This is a genomic window from Pseudomonas marginalis, from assembly GCF_024169655.1.
Lineage (GTDB): Bacteria > Pseudomonadota > Gammaproteobacteria > Pseudomonadales > Pseudomonadaceae > Aquipseudomonas > Aquipseudomonas paraveronii.
Genome location: NZ_JALJWV010000001.1, coordinates 3,474,243 through 3,493,556, shown reverse-complemented (window position 1 = coordinate 3,493,556; position 19,314 = coordinate 3,474,243). Strand labels below are relative to the sequence as shown.

The 19,314-nt window shown below is 60.9% G+C and carries 14 protein-coding genes; 12 read left to right on the top strand and 2 right to left on the bottom strand.

Annotated features, from left to right (window positions below):
- Window positions 1-273: 273 nt before the first annotated feature.
- Both J2Y83_RS15725 and J2Y83_RS15720 read left to right on the top strand, forming a co-directional pair.
- Window positions 274-3,249, top strand: a complete 2,976-nt coding sequence (locus J2Y83_RS15725; RefSeq protein ID WP_367399736.1) for an ATP-binding protein — start codon at window positions 274-276, stop codon at window positions 3,247-3,249.
- Window positions 3,242-4,354 (top strand): HD domain-containing phosphohydrolase, encoded by a 1,113-nt coding sequence (locus J2Y83_RS15720; RefSeq protein ID WP_253396529.1) that lies wholly within the window; start codon window positions 3,242-3,244, stop codon window positions 4,352-4,354. The genes J2Y83_RS15725 and J2Y83_RS15720 overlap by 8 nt, the downstream gene beginning before the upstream one ends.
- Here the strand turns inward: J2Y83_RS15720 and J2Y83_RS15715 are convergent.
- Both J2Y83_RS15715 and J2Y83_RS15710 read right to left on the bottom strand, forming a co-directional pair.
- Window positions 4,351-5,049, bottom strand: a complete 699-nt coding sequence (locus J2Y83_RS15715) for a response regulator (RefSeq protein ID WP_253396527.1) — start codon at window positions 5,047-5,049, stop codon at window positions 4,351-4,353. The two genes, J2Y83_RS15720 and J2Y83_RS15715, sit on opposite strands and share 4 nt — an antisense overlap.
- Window positions 5,030-8,407: an ATP-binding protein gene (locus tag J2Y83_RS15710; protein ID WP_253396525.1), complete on the bottom strand. Its 3,378-nt coding sequence runs from the start codon at window positions 8,405-8,407 to the stop codon at window positions 5,030-5,032. The genes J2Y83_RS15715 and J2Y83_RS15710 overlap by 20 nt, the downstream gene beginning before the upstream one ends.
- Window positions 8,408-8,719: 312 nt before the next feature.
- Here J2Y83_RS15710 and urtA point away from each other — a divergent pair, with 312 nt between their 5' ends.
- The 10 genes from urtA to J2Y83_RS15660 all read left to right on the top strand — a co-directional run bounded on the left by urtA (window position 8,720) and on the right by J2Y83_RS15660 (window position 19,281).
- Window positions 8,720-9,928, top strand: coding sequence for an urea ABC transporter substrate-binding protein (gene urtA, locus J2Y83_RS15705; RefSeq protein ID WP_253396523.1), 1,209 nt, complete (start codon window positions 8,720-8,722; stop codon window positions 9,926-9,928).
- A 169-nt stretch (window positions 9,929-10,097) separates the two neighbouring features.
- Window positions 10,098-11,015, top strand: coding sequence for an urea ABC transporter permease subunit UrtB (urtB, locus tag J2Y83_RS15700; protein WP_010564283.1), 918 nt, complete (start codon window positions 10,098-10,100; stop codon window positions 11,013-11,015).
- A 10-nt stretch (window positions 11,016-11,025) separates the two neighbouring features.
- Window positions 11,026-12,186, top strand: coding sequence for an urea ABC transporter permease subunit UrtC (gene urtC / locus J2Y83_RS15695; protein WP_247399794.1), 1,161 nt, complete (start codon window positions 11,026-11,028; stop codon window positions 12,184-12,186).
- Complete coding sequence (gene urtD, locus J2Y83_RS15690) at window positions 12,183-12,941, top strand: urea ABC transporter ATP-binding protein UrtD (protein ID WP_247399797.1); 759 nt, start codon at window positions 12,183-12,185, stop codon at window positions 12,939-12,941. Before urtC ends, urtD begins: the two co-directional genes overlap by 4 nt.
- A gap of 10 nt (window positions 12,942-12,951) precedes the next feature.
- A complete protein-coding gene (urtE, locus tag J2Y83_RS15685) occupies window positions 12,952-13,641 on the top strand; it encodes an urea ABC transporter ATP-binding subunit UrtE (protein ID WP_046383753.1) in 690 nt (229 codons plus the stop codon).
- A gap of 848 nt (window positions 13,642-14,489) precedes the next feature.
- Window positions 14,490-15,719, top strand: a complete 1,230-nt coding sequence (gene fmdA, locus J2Y83_RS15680) for a formamidase (RefSeq protein WP_253396521.1) — start codon at window positions 14,490-14,492, stop codon at window positions 15,717-15,719.
- Window positions 15,720-15,721: 2 nt separating this feature from the next.
- Complete coding sequence (locus J2Y83_RS15675) at window positions 15,722-16,069, top strand: FmdB family zinc ribbon protein (RefSeq protein ID WP_253396519.1); 348 nt, start codon at window positions 15,722-15,724, stop codon at window positions 16,067-16,069.
- Window positions 16,070-16,084: 15 nt separating this feature from the next.
- On the top strand, window positions 16,085-17,128 hold the full coding sequence (locus tag J2Y83_RS15670) for an aliphatic amidase (RefSeq protein ID WP_253396516.1): 1,044 nt from the start codon (window positions 16,085-16,087) through the stop codon (window positions 17,126-17,128).
- A 199-nt stretch (window positions 17,129-17,327) separates the two neighbouring features.
- Complete coding sequence (locus J2Y83_RS15665) at window positions 17,328-17,900, top strand: DUF2239 family protein (protein ID WP_253396514.1); 573 nt, start codon at window positions 17,328-17,330, stop codon at window positions 17,898-17,900.
- Between the two features lie 25 nt (window positions 17,901-17,925).
- Complete coding sequence (locus J2Y83_RS15660) at window positions 17,926-19,281, top strand: MATE family efflux transporter (protein ID WP_253396513.1); 1,356 nt, start codon at window positions 17,926-17,928, stop codon at window positions 19,279-19,281.
- The last annotated feature ends 33 nt before the right edge of the window (window positions 19,282-19,314 follow it).

The window sequence follows — 19,314 nt, the reverse complement described above, 5'->3', positions numbered from 1 at the left end:
CGGCGAGTAATCGTGCAGGCATTATGTAGGCACGGGCAAGCGTATGCCAGGCGATGACGCCCCGCCGACCAACCTGCTGGCGCTCAGCGTCCATTGAAGCGGAACGTGCGGAAAGCAAGGCCTGGCACCGCTTCCAGGCCTGACCAAAACCCAGGTGAGCCTGCCGGCTCGCATATTTTGGCAAGTTATTTTCCACAAACTTTAGTCGGATATGCCCGTCGGGCAGTCTTTCAGCGCTCTACAACAAGGGTTTGCGCTACGGCAAACGTCATCTTGAAAATTTCCCACATAAAAAGCATGGAAACGCTTCACCGGATGAGCTATCGTTTTTTAACATCGTATTGCCACCATTCAAATAACAGGCTGATGCCATTTGCAGGAGTGCTCGTAGTGAATGAAGGCTCTTCTCAAATAGGCTTGCGTCAGTGGATTTGGCGGGCATTTATGCACAGTGCATTAATCCCGTTGGTCTTGGTGGAGACGATTCTGATTGCTTGTTACTTGCTGACCAATCAGGCGATCCGTGAATCCCAAATTGATTACTTGGAACACAGTGCAATTGAAAGCCTCGGCGCAACTGCCGACCAGCACGCTAGAATCATTCAGGATCAATTAACCCATATCGCCGATGTTACTCAGATATTTGCGGATATGACGGCTAACGCACTTCGTGCCGCTTCAACACCCTTGAGTGAAACATTAAGTACCTCGGTTGATGGGGCTCTGTTCAGTGGACAAGACCTGGGAGGAGCGGCGTCTTTCTATTCGGCGGTCACACCTGTCGCGCAACAAAACCTGAGTAAAGTGCAGAAGTTATCCAGTCTCGACCCATTGATGCGTGCGATAAACGATCATGAGTCGATGGTGGCCAGTATTTATTTCAATGCATGGGATAGTTACAACCGGATTTATCCGTGGATTCGTGCGGATGAACAATATCCGCATGATATGCAGATACCCAGTTATAACTTTTATTATCTGGCCGATGCCGAACATAACCCGCAGCGCGGGGTTCGCTGGACTGATGTGTACCTCGATCCGGCGGGTCATGGCTTGATGATGTCTGCGATCGCGCCGGTTTATGAGCACAACTTTCTCGAAGGCGTGGTCGGGCTGGATATCACCGTGGGCGACCTGCTCAAAGAAATTTCCACGCTTAAGGTGCCGTGGGGCGGGTACTTGATGCTCGTCGGCGCGGATATGAAGATCATGGTGTTACCGCCCGAAGCCGAACATGATTTTGATAAAGGCGACTGGGGTCGTTCGCGATCGAATGCCGCGAATGAAGGTGCGGTCAACCCTACGGGTCAAGATTTAACCGACGCAGTGACCCCCCGGGAGTTGCTCGCCGCTGTCGCCCTGCATAGCCGTGGCAACGCCGAAGTCGTACTCAACGGGCGCGCACACTTTGTCGCGTGGGCCGAAGTACAACCCGCGGGTTGGCGATTGCTGGCGGTCGCTGATGAAGAGGACGTCATGGCGGCCACGAACAGCCTGGCACGTCATTACCGCAACATCGGCTATTTGATGATTGCCGGCCTGGTGATGTTTTACCTCGCGTTCTTCAGTTACATGTGGATTCGTGCGCGTAAATTGAGCCATAGCCTGCGGCGGCCGATCCACGATATCAGAGAGATGCTGCAGCAAATTGGTAACGGCCAGTGGCTCCCGCAGCGCGCACGATCGACCATTTGTGAGCTGGATGAGATGGCAGGCAACGTGCTTTCAATGGGCGCTCAACTGTCATCCAGTGAAGCACGGCGCAACGCCGCTCAGAATCGCCTCAATCTGGTCGTTGAAAGCGTCACCGCCGGGCTCTGGGAATACCGCCTGGATACTGACTGCCTGTCGTTGAGCGAAGCGTTCTGCAAGCGTTTCGGCGTACCGGCGTCTCAACTGGAGCGTGTCCGGTTTTACGATTACGTCGACGCCGAGGATGTGCAGGCCCTTGATCAGGCACTTAGCGCGTTGCGGTCAGGCACGGCGTCGGTGATCGACCTGGAGTTACGTTTATTGCGGCCCGATGGCTCGCCGATCTGGTTTTTGTGTCGTGGCCGCCTGATCGAGTCCGCCGACACGCGCATGCGTTTGTCCGCAGGTACGTTCGTCGATATCGATACGCTTAAACAGGTTGAAGAGGATCTGCGCCGACGCACCCTTGAAGCGCAAGGGGCGAGCAAGGCGAAGTCGCGTTTTATCTCCAGCATGAGCCACGAATTACGCACACCGCTGAATTCGATTCATGGATTTGCCCAGCTATTGCGCCTGAACGTAGCCGATGGGCAGGAGGAGGCCAAATCCCTTGATGAGATCCTGGGCGCCAGCCAGCACCTGGCCCACCTGGTCGACGATTTGCTCGATTGGTCGAGCCTGCAGGCGGAGGCGCCTCGCTTGCAGATGCGTGTCCTGGAGGTCAACGGACTGATGCGCGAATGTGCCGAAATGGTCCGTTCCCAGGCCAAGGCTGCGGGTCTTGATCTTGAGTTGCAGTCGACGATCCCGGCGCTGAGTGTTCTGGCCGATGCGAGGCGTCTGCGCCAGATCCTGCTGAATCTGCTGTCCAATGCCATCAAGTACAACCGCCCTCACGGTCGTTTGTTCATGGGGGCTGAACTCCATGGCAATGGACGCGTGAGGGTGTTTGTCGAAGATGGCGGCGCCGGTATTTCCCCGGCCTTGCAGGGCGCGCTGTTCGAGCCCTTCCAGCGTTTGGGCCAGGAAAACACCGCGATCCAAGGCACCGGTATCGGCCTTGCGTTGTGCCGAGAGCTCGCCACGTTGATGCACGGCAGCATGGGGCTCATCAGCGAAACCGGCGTCGGCAGTCGCTTTTGGGTCGATCTGCCCCAAGGCACTGCGGCACCCAAGGTGCGCAAGCGTTTGCTGTCGTTGTGCTTCGTGGGGCAGGACGGCGAGACGCTGCGCTGTCTTGAAGACACGTTGAAGGGCATGGTGCAGTTGAGCCACGGAACGCTTTCGGAATGTCTGGAGCATGTCCGGCGCGACACGGCGCCGGACGTTATGCTGATTGACTGCGACTTACTCGGAAATGACGTGATCGACGCGTTGTCTCGGTTACGACGTTTGCCCGGTGGAGACCAAATCCCCTTTATTCTGCTGAGTACATCGCCACGCATGCTCGCGACGCTGGGGTGCGAATTTCAAGCAGTGCTAAAACAACCGCTGGAGCCCAATGAACTACGCGAACTCATACGCGCGATGATGCAAGTGGAGAGACCGAATGTTTAGTGATATTCCCGCAGATGTCCGAATCGTGATTATCGATGATGTTGCTGCGAACCTGCGCTTGCTGGAGTCAAGCTTGAAAGCCTTCGGTTTGCACCAAGTTGTAAGTTTTACCGACTCGGCCAGCGGTCTGGTTTGGCTCAAGGAGCAACCCTGGGATTTGCTGCTATTGGATCTGGATATGCCCGCGCCCGATGGGTTCGAGATTCTGCGCCAACTCAGCGGGCGCGATCGCTCAAGGTCTCCCGTGATTATCTTGACGGCATTGAGCGAGCCGCAGAGCCGCCGTCTCGGCCTTGAACTGGGGGCCAATGATTATCTGACCAAGCCGTTGGATTTGCCCGAGCTGCTATTGCGCATACGCAACGCCCTGCGCTTGTCCCATGCCACCCGCCAACTGCAAGACCTGAACGGTGAGCTGGAGCAAAGAGTGCTTGAGCGCACCGTTCAGCTGCAGGACAGCTATCGCGCAATGATCAGGGCATTGAGTCGCGCTGCCTGCTACCGCGATGATGAAACGGGCGCCCATGTATTACGCATTGGCGAAACCTCAGCCGTGATGGCCGAGGCAATCGGTATGCCGCAGCCGTGGTGCGACCTTATTCGATTGGCGGCGCCGATGCATGACTTGGGGAAAATCGGCATTCCTGATCGGATCTTGCATAAGGAAGGCCCATTAACCGCGCAGGAACGCCAGCAGATGATGGATCATCCGAGCATAGGGCATGCAATCCTGCAGGATGCTCACTCCACGGCGCTGACCGAGATGGCCGCGGACATTGCCTATGGTCACCATGAAAAATGGGACGGCAGCGGCTATCCGCAAGGGCTTGCCGGTAAGGACATTCCGCTTTCGGCACGGATTGTTGCGCTGTGTGATGTCTATGATGCGTTACGTATGGAGCGGCCCTATAAGCGTGCCTGGAGCCCTGAACGGGCACAGGCCTATATTCTTGAACAGTCGGGCGTGCATTTTGATCCGGAGTTGGTGACGGTGATGTGCCGTTGTTTTGGTCAGGTGGAAAAACTCATTGAGGATGATGCCGAACCGGCTGACGCGCATACACAACGACAATCCAATGGGGGCGCTGGCCAGCCCCCACATTAAGGCGTCGCCAGCATGGGCGCCCGGCTTGGGCTCATTGCGGCCAATGCCACCGACGTTGCCGCCGTGCGCGTCTCCACCCCCAACTTCACGTACACATGTTCCAGGTGCTTGTTCACCGTCCGCGGGCTCAACCCCAAGATATCGCCGATGTCCCGATTGGTCTTGCCGCACGCGACCCAGCGCAGCACCTCGACCTCACGCTCGGTCAACTGAAACCGCGCCGACAACAGCTTGTGCGCCGGTTCATCCTCCAGGGTCAACACACTCGGCTGCGTCGCCGCCCGCGCTGACAGCAGGATGCGCGAGGTGCGCAAATGCGCCGCCACCCGCGCCAAGACTTCATCGGTCTGGATCGGTTTGGTCACATAGTCGCTGCCGCCCACCTCGAAGCCCTGCACCACATGCTTGCTGTCGGTCAGCCCGGTCATGAACACCACCGGGATGTCCGCGCTGGCCGGTAGCGCCTTGAGCCGGCGGCAGGTTTCGAAACCGTCCAGGCCCGGCATCATCGCGTCCAGCAGGATCAGGTCCGGGCGCCGGCGTTGCACGCGGTTCAGCGCGCTGAGCCCGTCGAGCGCCACCAGCACCATGTAGCCGGCATCGTCGAGGGCGTCGGAGAGCATGGCCAGGTTGTCCGGGGTATCGTCGACGATCAGTACCACGCCGGGTTCGGTGCTACGAGTGAGTACATTCATCTTCGGCCTCCTTGAGGGTTCGGTTGAGTTCATCCAGGCGGAAACCCTTGAGCAACCCGCGCACTTTGCTGATGAACGGTGCGGCGTCCGGGCGGTGTTCGAGGATCGTGTCGAGTTTTTCGTGCAGGCCCCGCACATAGCCGATCGCGCTGAGTTCGGCGAGCGCGGCGAGGTCATCGGCGCTCGGCAGCACGCTGAGCGGTGGTGGCGCGACGAAGGTTTTGGTACGCCGCAGCCATTGCAGGCCGAGGTGTTGTTGCAGGCGCCCGAGCAGTTCCGGGGTACGCACCGGCTTGGCCAGGTAGTCGTTGCAGGCGGCGGCGATGCTGCGTTCGCGGTCGTCGGTAAAGGCGTTGGCCGAGATCACGATGATCGGCGCGGTGGACAGCGCATTGCGCCGGATCAACCGGCTGGTTTCCAGGCCATCCAGGGTCGGCATCGACAGGTCCATCAGGATCAGGTCCGGCGCCAGCAGCGCGACCTGGCGAATCGCATCCTGGCCATTACTCGCCTGGATCACCTCAAAGCCCAACGGCGTGAGCATGCCGCTGAGCACCTTGCGGTGGTCCACATGGTCGTCCACCACCAGAATGCGTCGGCGTGCGCCCTGGTAGCCGATGATGTCGTGTTCCACATGCACCACCGCCTGCGGTGCGCGCACCTGGGACAGGAACAAGCGCACCTGGAAGCAGGTGCCCTTGTCCAGCTCGCTGGTGACGCGCAACTCGCCGCCCATCAGCGCGGTGAGCATGCGCGTGATGGTCAGCCCCAGGCCGACGCCCTTGTCCTGGCGCATCAGGTCACCGCGTTCGAACGGCTGGAAGATTCGCTCGATCTGCCCGGGGTCGATGCCGATGCCAGTGTCGATGATTTCAAAGTTGGCGGTCTCGCGCATGTAGCTGACCCGCAGGCACACCTCGCCGCTGTCGGTGAAGTTCACCGCATTGCCGAGCAGGTTGATCAGGATCTGGCGCACGCGTTTTTCATCACCGCGCACCACCGCGGGGATCTTGCCGACACAGTCCAGGCGAAAGCGCAGGCCCTTGTCCTGGGCCTGGGGCGTGAACATCTGCTCCAGGTCGTGGATCAGTTCGGGGAAGGGGATTTCGGTGAGTTCCAGGCGCAACTTGCCGGCCTCGATCTTGGCCACGTCGAGCAGGCCGTCGATCAGTGACAGCAGGTGCGAGCCGCTGCGCAGGATGGTCGCCAGCGCGTCCTGGTGCTGCTCGGGCATGGCGCTGTCGCGCTGCAGAATCTGGGTGAAACCGAGGATGCTGTTCAGCGGTGTGCGCAGTTCATGGGACAGCCCAGTGACGTAGCGGCTCTTGGCGGCGTTGGCAGCTTCGGAGGCTTCCTTGGCCTGTTGCAGGGCCTGGTCGGTGAGACTGTGGGCGTCGATTTCCTGCATCAACAGCAGGGTCTGGCGGTCGGATTCTTGCTGGGCCACGCGGCGGCTTTCACGCGTCAGCACCACCCACCAGGCGAGCACGGCGGCCAGTACCGAGAGGGTGAGGAAGGCTTTGAAGAACGCTTGGTACAGGGTTTGCGAATGCGGCAAACCCTGGGCCGCCTGCACGTAGATCAAGGCCAGCGCGCCGGCGAGCAGCAGCACCAGGACCAGTAACAGCCCCAGGTAATGGGCCAGCCGCGTATGCAGGCGCGGCATCAGGCTGTTGGGGAGCAACCGGCGCAGTACGCCTTCGAACTGGCTGACCAGTCGCGCATGGGGTTTGCAGCGGTCGCCGCAGCGCGCATCCAACGAACAACACAACGAGCAAATGGGCGTGCTGTAGGCCGGGCAGAACGCCATGTCCGCTGTCTCGAACGGGTTGCTGCACAGCCCGCAGACCGCATGGGTGGCCGGTGCCACCGGGTGAATCAATTGAGCGTCGCTGGTGCGCGCAATGTAGTACTTGCCCTGGGTCAGCCAGGCCAACAGCGGCGCCATCACCAGCGCTGTGCCGAGCGCGACAAAGGGCGGCGCAGCCTGGGCCAGGGCGCCAAACAGGCCGAAGTGGGCGAGGATCGACAGCAACGACGCAATCAGCATCGAGCCGACGCCCACCGGATTGATGTCGTAGAGGTGCGCGCGTTTGAACTCGATGTGTTTGGGTGACAGGCCCAGGGGCTTGTTGATCACCAGGTCGGCGACCAACGTGCCAATCCAGGCAATCGCAATATTGGCGTACAGCCCCAGCACCTGGTCGATCACATCGAACACGCCCAGTTCCATCAGCATCAACGCAATGGCCACGTTGAATACCAGCCACACCACGCGCCCGGGGTGGCTGTGGGTGACGCGGGCAAAGAAGTTCGACCAGGCCAGGGAACCGGCATAGGCGTTGGTCAGGTTGATTTTCATCTGTGAGATGAACACAAACAGCACCATGGCGCCGATGGCCCATTCCGGCGAGCTGAACACATAACGGAAGGCGACCAGGTACATCTGGGTCGGTTCGGCGGCGCGCTCCATGGGGATTTCATGTTGCAGGGCAAGGAACGCCAGGAACGCGCCGCCAAACATCTTCAACGCGCCGGGGATAATCCAGCCCGGGCCGGAGCAGAGCAGGGCGGCCCACCAGCGCTTGCGGTTGGCGGCGGTTTTTTCCGGGAGAAAGCGCAGGTAGTCCACTTGCTCGCCGATCTGCGTCACCAGTGACAGCGCCACGGTACAGGCGGCGCAGAACGCCAGCAGGTTGAAGCCGCCGCCGTCGCCGCTGCGTCCGACAAAGCTGGTCCAGTCGCTGAAGGCGTCAGGGTTTTTCCACCACACGAAGGCGTAGGGCAGCACCAGCAACAGCAGCCACAGCGGTTGGGTCCACAGTTGCAGGCGACTGATCAGCGTGACGCCGTAGGCCACCAGCGGAATCACCAGCAGCGAGCAGATCACATAGGCAAAGGCCAGCGGGATATGGAAATACAACTCCAGCGCCAACGCCATGATCGCCGCTTCCAGGGCGAAGAACAGGAAGGTGAAGCTGGCGTAGATCAGCGACGTGATGGTCGAGCCGATATAGCCAAAACCGGCGCCACGGGTCAGCAAGTCCATGTCCACGCCATAGCGGGCGGCGTAATAGCTGATGGGCAGACCGGTAAGGAAGATCACCAGGCTGATGGCCAGGATCGCCCAAAAGGTATTGGTGAAGCCGTAACTCAGCGCCAACACGCCGCCAATCGCCTCCAGCGCCAGGAACGACACCGCGCCCAGGGCCGTGTTGGCGATGCGCAGCTCCGACCATTTGCGAAAGGATTTTGGGGTGTAGCGCAGGGCGTAGTCCTCCATGGTCTCGTCGGCGACCCAGGAGTTGTAGTCGCGGCGGATCTTGACGATGCGCTGGGTGCCGGGTGGGGATTGCACGGTGGTGAGGCTCCGCAGGGTGGACGAAGGGAGTGAGCAAGTTCCATGCCCTCGACTGCGCTGAGATCCAAATGTGGGAGGGCGCTTGCTCCCGATGGCGGTGTGTCAGTCAACGGATGAGCAACTGACCCACCGCCATCGGGAGCAAGCTCCCTCCCACATGGGATCGCAGTGGCGAGGGGAGCGCGATCCTGCCCTGCATTGGTGCGCAACGGCATACGTCAAATGACGTACTGCGTTACGTCAGGCTGCGTATACCCGCGCTGGCCTGCCGCCGCCATGCTGGAGCCCTCATTGCACAGGAGTCGCCCCATGGAACCACGATTGATCCGCTCCACACCGCTGTTGGCTCTGTCGCTGCTGGCGGCCAGCCTGTTCAGCCAGGGCGTGCTGGCCGATAACGAAGGCTTGGCCGTGACGCCCACCGAAGTCACCGTCGGCCAGTTGCACTCGGCCACCGGCACCATGGCGATTTCCGAGACCGGCTCGATCCAGGCCGAACGCCTGGCTATCGAGCAAATCAACGCTTCGGGCGGGATTCTGGGACGCCAGATCAAAGTGATCCAGGAGGACGGCGCCTCCGACTGGCCAACCTTCGCGGAAAAGGCCAAGAAGCTGCTGGTCAACGACAAAGTCGCCGCCGTGTTCGGGTGCTGGACCTCGGCTTCGCGTAAAGCCGTGCTGCCGATCTTCGAGAAAGAAAACGGCCTGCTCTACTACCCGACCTTCTACGAAGGCCTGGAACAGTCGAAAAACGTGATCTACACCGGGCAGGAAGCCACCCAGCAGATCCTTGCCAGCCTGGACTGGATCGCCAAGACCAAAGGCGCCAAGACCTTCTACCTGGTCGGCTCCGATTACATCTGGCCGCGCACGTCGATGAAGATCGCGCGCAAGCACATTGAAAACGTACTGCACGGCACCGTGGTCGGCGAAGACTACTACCCACTGGGCAACACCCAGTTCGGCTCGCTGATCAACAAGGTCAAGCTGAAAAAGCCTGACGTAGTGTTCGCCGCGGTGGTGGGCGGTTCCAACGTGGCGTTCTACAAACAACTCAACGCGGCGGGCGTGAACGCGTCCAAGCAAACCCTGCTGACCCTGTCGGTCACCGAAGACGAGTTGCTCGGCATCGGCGGCGAAAACATGGCCGGCTTCTATGCCTCGATGAAGTACTTCCAGAGCCTGGACAACCCGAACAACAAAGCCTTCGTCGAAGCCTTCAAGGCCAAGTACGGCAAGGACGCAGTGATCGGCGACGTGACCCAGGCGGCCTACCTCGGCCCGTGGCTGTGGAAAGCGGCGGTGGAGAAGGCCGGCAGTTTCGACGTGGATAAAGTCGTCGCCGCCTCCCCGGGCATCGAGCTGAAAACCGCGCCGGAAGGCTACGTGAAGATTCACGAGAACCACCACCTGTGGAGCAAGTCGCGCATCGGTGAAGTGCAGCCCAACGGCCAGTTCAAGGTGATCTACGAGTCGGATCTGATCGAACCGAATCCGTTTCCAAAGGGTTACCAATAACCCTCAGGCACACCGATTCAAATGTGGGAGGGGGCTTGCCCCCGATGGCGGAGTGTCAGTCGACATTTCTATAACTGAACCACCGCTATCGGGGGCAAGCCCCCTCCCACATAGAGCAAAAGCACATCGCATTCCAACTATCACCTCCCGCTCTCAGGAGACCATCATCATGGAATGGCTATCGGAATTTGGAGCCATCGCGGCGATGCAGGGGTTCAACGGCTTGTCCGTGTTCTGCGTGCTGTTGCTGATGGCGTTGGGACTGGCAATCATCTTCGGCCAGATGGGCGTGATCAACATGGCCCACGGAGAATTCCTGACCATCGGCGCCTACACCACTTATGTGTGTTCCAGCCTCACCGCGCACTTTGCGCCGAGCTTTCAACCCTATTACTTCTTCTTCGCCATCGCCCTGTCGTTCCTCGTTGCCGGCGCCGTCGGCTGGTTGGTTGAGTGGGCGATGATCAGTCGCTTGTACAAGCGGCCGCTGGACACGTTGCTGGCGACCTGGGGCCTGTCTTTGGTCATGCAGCAAACCTTCCGTTCGGTGTTCGGCGCCCGCGAAGTCAGCGCCGAGCCACCGGCCTGGTTGATGGGCTCGGTGAACTTCACCGATGCGATTGAAATCCCGCGCAACGGCCTGTTCATGATGGCGCTGACCGTGCTGCTGACGGCGGCGATCTTTCTGATGCTGTACCGCTCGCGTTGGGGCCTGCAGGTGCGCGCCACGGTGCAGAACCGCCTGATGAGCCGCGCGGTCGGGATCAATACGCGCAAGGTCGACCGCATGACCTTCGCCCTCGGTTGCGGCGTCGCCGGGGTGGCCGGTGCGGCGTTCACCACCATCGGTTCCACCGGGCCGACGGCGGGCTCGCAGTACATCGTCGACACCTTTCTGGTCGTGGTGTTCGGCGGCGCGCAAAGCCTGTTCGGCACCATCGCCTCGGCGTTCGTGATCGCCCAGACGCAATCGCTGTCGGAGTTTTTCCTCAGTGGCTCGATGGCCAAGGTACTCACCTTGTCTTCGGTGATTCTGATCCTGATGCTGCGCCCGCAAGGGTTGTTCTCCATCAAAGTGCGCAAGTAGAGGCGAGCAGATGAAGGCTTTAGACAAGCTGCTGGGCGGCCAGCAAAACCTGATCGGCATCGTGCTGCTGGCGCTGCTGATTCTTGTGGTGTTCCCCCTGACGTTGGATGCGTTCCGGCTGAACATGGTCGGCAAGTACCTGACCTACGCGTTTGTCGCGGTGGGGCTGGTGTTGTGCTGGGGCTATGGCGGTATTCTCAGCCTGGGGCAGGGTGTGTTCTTTGGGGTGGGCGGCTACTGCATGGCGATGTTCCTCAAGCTGGAGGCGTCCGACCCGCAAAGCACCAAGATCCAGTCCACGCCGGGCATCCCGGACTTCATGGATTGGAACCAGATCACCGAGTTGCCCTGGCTGTGGCAGCCGTTCCATAGCTTTGGCTTTACCGTCGTTGCGGTGGTCGCCGTGCCGGTGCTGCTGGCGTTTATCATCGGCATGGCGCTGTTTAAACGGCGCGTGGGCGATGTGTATTTCTCCATCGTGACCCAGGCGATTGCGCTGATCCTCACAGTGCTGATCGTCGGCCAGCAAGGGCTGACCGGCGGCGTCAACGGCATCACCGACCTCAAGACCTTGCTCGGTTGGGACCTGCGCACCGACAGCGCGAAGCTGATCCTGTACTTCATCAACGCCGGCTTGCTGTTTGGCTGCATCTTTATCGGCCGCTTCATTCTCGCGTCCAAACTCGGCCGCCTGCTGATGGCCATGCGCGACAAGGAAGAGCGCGTGCGCTTTTCCGGGTATGACGTGGCCAGCTTCAAGATCTTCGTGTTCTGCGTGGCTGCGGCGTTTTCGGCGATTGGCGGGGCGATGTTCGCCTTGCAGGTGGGCTTTATGTCGCCGTCGTTCGTCGGCATCGTGCCGTCGATCGAGATGGTGATCTTTGCCGCCGTGGGCGGGCGCATGTCGCTGCTCGGCGCGGTGTATGGCGCGCTGTTGGTGAACTATGGCAAGACCTACTTTTCCGAGTCCTTTCCCGAGCTGTGGCTGTACCTGATGGGCGGGCTGTTCATCGCCGTGGTCATGTACTTCCCCAATGGCCTGGCCGGCTTGTGGGACAGCCATGGTCGGCAGGCATTGGCCCGTCTGCTGCGCCGTCAACCACCGGTGAAAGCCGTGGCGCCGGTGGTCAAGCCCAAGACGGAAAGCAAAATCCTGGAGACCCAACCATGACCGCCGTCGGCTTTGAAATGAACAAACCGGTCTTGGCCATCGAGGGCCTGACCGTGTCATTCGACGGCTTCAAGGCGGTCGACAACCTCAATCTGTATATCGACCGCAACGAAGTGCGCGTGGTCATCGGCCCCAACGGTGCCGGCAAGACCACAGTGCTCGACCTGATCTGCGGCAAGACCCGCGCCACCAGCGGCAGCATCCAGTTCGACGGTCAGGAGCTGACCAAAATGCGCGAGTACAACATCGTGCGCGCGGGCGTCGGGCGCAAGTTCCAGAACCCGTCGATCTACGAAAACCTCACGGTGTTCGAGAACCTCGAAATGTCCTATCCGGCCGGTCGCAAGGTCTGGGGTGCGCTGTTTTTCAAGCGCAATGCCCAGGTGATCGCACGGGTGGAAGAGGTGGCGCGGGAGATCTTCCTTGGCGAGTTGCTGCAACAACAGGCGGACTTGCTGTCCCATGGGCAAAAGCAATGGCTGGAGATTGGCATGCTGCTGATGCAGGACCCCGAGCTGTTGATGCTCGACGAGCCCGTGGCCGGTATGAGCGTCAACGAGCGCGCGCAAACGGCGGAACTGCTCAAGCGCATCAGCCAGGGCCGCTCGGTGCTGGTGATCGAGCACGACATGGAGTTCGTCAAAAGCATCGCGCACAAAGTCACGGTGCTGCACCAGGGCAAGGTGCTCGCCGAGGGCAGCATGGAGTCGGTGCAAAGCAATCCGAAAGTTATCGAAGTGTATTTGGGCCACTGAGGAGTCCGGCATGTTCAAGATCGACCAGCTGTCATGCGGCTACGGGCAGAGCCAGATCCTCCACGACCTGGACCTGAACGTGGCCAAGCGCGAGATCGTCGCGGTGATGGGCCGCAATGGCATGGGCAAGACCACGTTGTTCAAGAGCTTGATGGGCATCCTGCCGCAGTGGAAAGGCCAGGTCAGTGTGGACGGGCACGACGTGTCGGCGCTGGAAACCCATGAACGGGTCGAGCGCGGGATTGCCTATGTCCCGCAGGGCCGCATGATTTTTCCGAGCATGACGGTGCTGGAAAATATCCAGACCGGCCTGCCGGCGTCGGCGCGGGGCAAGGTGCCGGAGGATTTGTACGCGCTGTTTCCGGTTTTGTACGACATGCAATCGCGCAAAGGCGGCAACCTGTCCGGCGGGCAACAGCAACAGTTGGCGATTGCGCGGGCGCTGGCGACCAACCCCAAGGTGCTGCTGCTGGATGAACCGACGGAGGGCATTCAGCCGTCGATCATCAAGGACATCGCACGCACGCTGAAGGAAATTCGCAACCTGCGCGATCTGACTATCGTGGTCTCGGAGCAGGTGCTGTCGTTCACCCTGGAAATCGCCGACCGCTTTTTGGTGATCGAAAAGGGCCGCTTCGTGATCGAAGAGACGCGGGATCGGGTGGACGAGGCGACCATCAGCCGCTACCTGTCCGTCTAGCCGCGACCGATTGTAGGAGCCGGCTTGCCGGCGAAAAACGTCCAGGCGCCGCGTTCATCCTGGCGCCGCGCGTCATCGTTAACGACCTTCGCTGGCAAGCCAGCTCCTACAGAAGCGCAGGGCTGCGAACCCACCTGTAGGAGCCGGCTTGCCGGCGAAAAACGTCCAGGCACCGCGTTCATCCTGGCGCCGCGCGTCATCGTTAACGACCTTCGCTGGCAAGCCAGCTCCTACAGAAACGCAGGGCTGCGAACCCACCTGTAGGAGCCGGCTTGCCGGCGAAAAACGCCCAGGCACCGCGTTCATCCTGGCGCCGCGCGTCATCGTTAACGACCTTCGCTGGCAAGCCAGCTCCTACAGAAACGCAGGGCTGCGAACCCACTTGTAGGAGCCGGGTTGCCGGCGAAAAACGTCCAGGCACCGCGTTCATCCTGGCGCTGCGCGTCATCGTTAACGACCTTCGCTGGCAAGCCAGCTCCTACAGAAACGCAGGGCTGCGAACTCACTTGTAGGAGCCGGCTTGCCGGCGAAAAACGTCCAGGCACCGCGTTCATCCTGGAGCCGCGCGTCATCGTTAACGACCTTCGCTGGCAAGCCAGCTCCTACAGAAACGCAGGGCTGCGAACCCACTTGTAGGAGCCGGCTTGCCGGCGAAAAACGTCCAGGCGCCGCGTTCATCCTGGCGCCGCGCGTCATCGTTAACGACCTTCGCTGGCAAGCCAGCTCCTACATTCTTGTTTGGGTTTCACTCTCTGGCAGAGCCATACGTCATCCAACGTATTCCCCGTTTTACCCCGCTCCCCGAGACTGCTTTCAACGCCACAAGCCATCCGTCCAGGAGCCAGTCCATGACCGAAACGCTGATCAAAGTCGACCTCAACCAACCCGTCACCGAAAACGAGCAGATCCACAACCGTTGGCACCCGGACATCCCGATGGCCTGCTGGGTCAAGCCGGGCGATGACTTCATCCTCGAAACCTACGACTGGACCGCCGGCGCGATCAAGAACAACGACGACGCCAGCGACGTGCGCGATGTGGACCTGTCCACCGTGCATTACCTGTCCGGCCCGGTGGGTGTGCACGGCGCTGAGCCTGGCGATTTGCTGGTGGTGGACTTGCTCGACATCGGCGCCAAGGCCGACTCCCAGTGGGGCTTCAACGGCTTCTTCTCGCGGCAGAACGGCGGTGGCTTTCTCACCGATCACTTCCCCAGTGCGCAAAAGGCGATCTGGGATTTCAAGGGTATGTTCACCAGCTCGCGGCACATTCCGGGAGTGAACTTCGCCGGGCTGATCCACCCTGGCCTGATCGGCTGCCTGCCGGACCCGGTGATGCTCGCCGACTGGAACCGCCGTGAACAGGAACTGATTGACACCAACCCGACCCGTGTACCGCCGCTGGCCAACGCGCCGCTGGCCGCCACCGCGCACATGGGCAAGCTCAAGGGCCAGGCCCGCGACGATGCCGCCGCCACGGGCGCGCGCACCGTGCCGCCGCGTGAGCATGGCGGTAACTGCGATATCAAAGACTTGTCGCGCGGCTCGAAGATCTTCTTCCCGGTCTACGTCAACGGCGCCGGGCTGTCGGTGGGCGACTTGCACTTCAGCCAGGGCGACGGCGAAATCACCTTTTGCGGCGCCATCGAAATGGCCGGCTGGGTGCACATGAAGGTCGAGCTGATCAAGGGCGGCATGGCCAAGTACGGGATCAAGAACCCGGTGTTCAAGCCGAGCCCGATCACCCCGAACTACAAGAATTACCTGATCTTCGAGGGCATTTCGGTAGACGAACAGGGCCAGCAGCATTACCTGGACGTCAACGTCGCGTACCGCCAGGCGTGCCTGAATGCGATCAACTACCTGACCAAGTTCGGCTACTCACCGGCCCAGGGTTATGCGTTGCTCGGCTCGGCACCGGTGCAGGGGCATATCAGCGGCGTGGTGGATATTCCGAATGCATGCGCAACCTTGTGGCTGCCTACGGAAATCTTCGAGTTCGATATCAACCCCAACGCCAACGGCCCGACCCGGTTCCTCGACGGCAGCGTCGACCTGCCCATCGCCCCGGACCTGTAGCCATGCCGACCTACGAATACGCCTGCGAGGCGTGCGGCACCTTCACGATGTTGCGGCCGATCGCCCAGCGCAACGAACCCAGCCAGTGCCCGTACTGCGCGGGACCGGGGGGCCAGTTGCGGGTGTCGGCCCCGGCCTTGCAAACGCTGTCGGCCAACCAGCGCAAGGCCATCGCCGGCAACGAGCGCAGCGCCCACGCGCCGCAAACGCTCGGCGAGTACCAGGAAAACCGCCGACATCCAGCCGGCTGCGGCTGCTGCGGCGCCAGTAAAAAGGTTGAACCGAGCAAGGCCAACCCGCTGGGCCTCAAGACCAAAACCGGGCCACGGCCGTGGATGATCAGTCACTAGACCAGGAGCGTTGCAATGCGTCATGGCGATATTTCCAGCAGCCCGGACACCGTCGGTGTCGCGGTAGTGAACTACAAGATGCCGCGCCTGCACAGCAAGGCCGAGGTCATCGAGAACGCGAAGAAGATTGCCGAGATTATCCTCGGCATGAAGCAGGGCCTGCCGGGCATGGACCTGGTGGTGTTCCCGGAATACAGCACCATGGGCATCATGTACGACCACGACGAAATGATGGCGACCGCCGCGAGCATTCCCGGTGAAGAAACCGCGATCTTCTCGGCCGCCTGTCGCCAGGCTAATACCTGGGGCGTGTTTTCGCTGACCGGGGAGCGCCATGAAGAACATCCGCACAAGGTGCCCTATAACACCCTGGTGCTGATCAATAACCTCGGCGAGATCGTGCAGCGTTATCGCAAGTGCATTCCCTGGTGCCCCATCGAAGGCTGGTACCCGGGCGACCGCACCTACGTCTGCGATGGGCCCAAAGGCATGCAGATCAGCCTGATCATCTGCGATGACGGCAACTATCCGGAGATCTGGCGCGATTGCGCGATGAAGGGCGCCGAGTTGATCGTGCGCTGCCAGGGCTATATGTACCCGGCCAAGGAGCAGCAGGTGCAGATGTCCAAGAGCATGGCCTGGGCCAATAATTGCTACGTGGCGGTGGCCAACGCCGCTGGGTTCGATGGCGTGTATTCGTACTTCGGTCATTCGGCGATCATTGGTTTTGACGGGCGCACGCTCGGCGAGTGCGGTGAAGAGGAGATGGGCATTCAGTACGCTCAATTGTCGGTGTCACAGATCCGCGATGCGCGCGCCAACGACCAGTCGCAGAACCATCTGTTCAAGCTGCTGCACCGTGGCTACAGCGGCGTACATGCCTCGGGCGATGGCGACAAGGGCGTGGCCGACTGCCCGTTCGAGTTCTATCGCACCTGGGTGCTGGATGCGCAAAAGGCCCAGGCGAACGTCGAGAACATCACCCGCAGCACCGTGGGCGTCGCCGAATGCCCTGTGGGGCAACTGCCCCATGGCGGTCACGAAAAAACCGTGGGGTAGGGCATGCGCTTGACCTTTCCCTGCTGGGCAGCCGTATCGTCGGTCAGGACGCTGCGCTGGCGCAGATGGAGGCTTGATCCGGGATCGGACCTGGCGCCGCCGGATGACCAGTGGGTGGTTTCTGCACAATAGGTTTGCAGTCTGAACATTTCTGGCTAATATAACCCGGGTAAAACAAATACTACCCGGGTATAAAAGCATGGATTCGCAAACCCCCCCTCGTTGCACCGCTTTCGTTCACCACCAACGTGTGGTGGACGGTCCCTATGCCCACGTTGCCCAGGCGTTGGCGGACCTTGACCTGCCCTCCGGCAGCTTTCTGGTATTCGACGATGCCAGCGGCACCCAGGTCGATTACCCTTGGCCCGTAGGTTATGCACCCGCGCTACCCGCGCCCACAGAGGCGCAGGATGAGCCGCCCGCAGCCCCTGCGGTCGGGCGCCCCAAGCTGGGCGTGGTCGCCCGCGAAGTCACTTTGCTACCGCGCCACTGGGAGTGGTTGGGTCAGCAGCGTGGCGGTGCGTCGGCCGCGTTGCGGCGGTTGGTGGATGAAGCGCGCAATGCCCATGCCTGCCGTGATCAAATGCGCCAGGCCAAGGAGGCCAGCTATCGTTTCATGAGCGCCATCGGCGGTGACCTGCCGGGGTTCGAAGAAGCCTCGCGGGCGCTGTTTGCCCAGGACGCCGCAGACTTTTCGAATAAGATCTCGCTCTGGCCGGTGGACGTGCAGACGTACCTGGCCTGGCTGTCGCGCAACGCTTTTACTGCCTGATTATCATCCAGGGACCCGAATTACCATGGAAGTCACCCAACAACGCCCGCTGTGGCAGATCTACCTGATCTTCCTTGCACCGATGGTGCTGTCCAACTTTCTGCAGGGCTTTTCCGGCACGCTCAATGGCATCTATATCGGGCAAATGCTCGGTACCCAGGCGCTGGCGGCGGTGTCGGGGATGTTCCCCATCGTGTTTTTCTTTATCGCTCTGGTGATCGGCCTGGGGGCGGGGGCCTCGGTGTTGATCGGTCAGGCCTGGGGGGCCAAGGAAACCTCTATGGTCAAGGCGATCACCGGCGCCACCCTGACCCTGGGCGCGCTGGTGGGCCTGGTTGCGGCGGTGCTCGGCAGTCTGTTTGCGCGTCCGGCGCTCCAGGCCCTGGGCACGCCGGGGGACGTGCTGGACGACGCGGTAGGCTATGCCCAGGTGATGATGCTGATCATGCCGCTGCTGCTGGTGTTTATCCTCTACACCCAGTTGCTGCGCGGTGTCAGTGACACGGTTTCGCCGTTGCTGGCGTTGATGGTCTCGACGTTCGTCGGCCTGCTGCTGACGCCGGCGCTGATCCGCGGCTGGATCGGCCTGCCGCCCATGGGTATCCAGAGTGCGGTGTATGCCGGCCTGGTGGGGAACGCAGCGGCCATGCTGTATCTGATCCTGCGCCTGCGGCATAAAAACCATGTGATGGCGCCGGACCGCGAATTGCTCGCGGCCTTGCGGTTGGACCGCGTGATTCTTGGCAAAGTCTTGCGCATTGGACTGCCTACCGGACTACAGATGGTGGTGCTGTCGCTGTCGGAGCTGGTCATCCTGGCCCTGGTCAACAGCCACGGTTCCCAGGCCACGGCGGCCTATGGCGCGGTGACGCAGATCGTCAACTATGTGCAGTTTCCGGCGCTGTCGATTGCTATTACTGCGTCGATCCTCGGTGCGCAGGCGATTGGTGCCGGGCGCCTGGAACGTATCGGGCCGATCCTGCGCACCGGGCTGCTGATCAATACCTGCCTGACCGGAGGCCTGATCCTGCTCGGCTACCTGCTGTCGCACTGGTTACTCGGCCTGTTCATCACCGACGACGCTGCGCGGATCAAGGCCGAACACCTGCTGCATATCATGCTGTGGAGCGTTCTGGTGTTCGGCTTCCAGGCCGTGATAGGCGGGATCATGCGCGCCAGCGGCGTCGTGCTGATGCCGGTGGCGATTTCGATCTTCTGTGTGCTCGGCGTGGAATTGCCGGTGGCTTACCTGCTCGATGCACAGTTCGGCCTGGAAGGGGTGTGGATGGCGTTTCCGCTGACGTACCTGGCGATGCTCGGTTTGCAGACCGCGTATTACCGGTTGGTGTGGCGGCATAAACAGATCACCCGGTTGGTGTGATAAAAGGTTGCGCAAATCAAGGAAAGAAGGCGT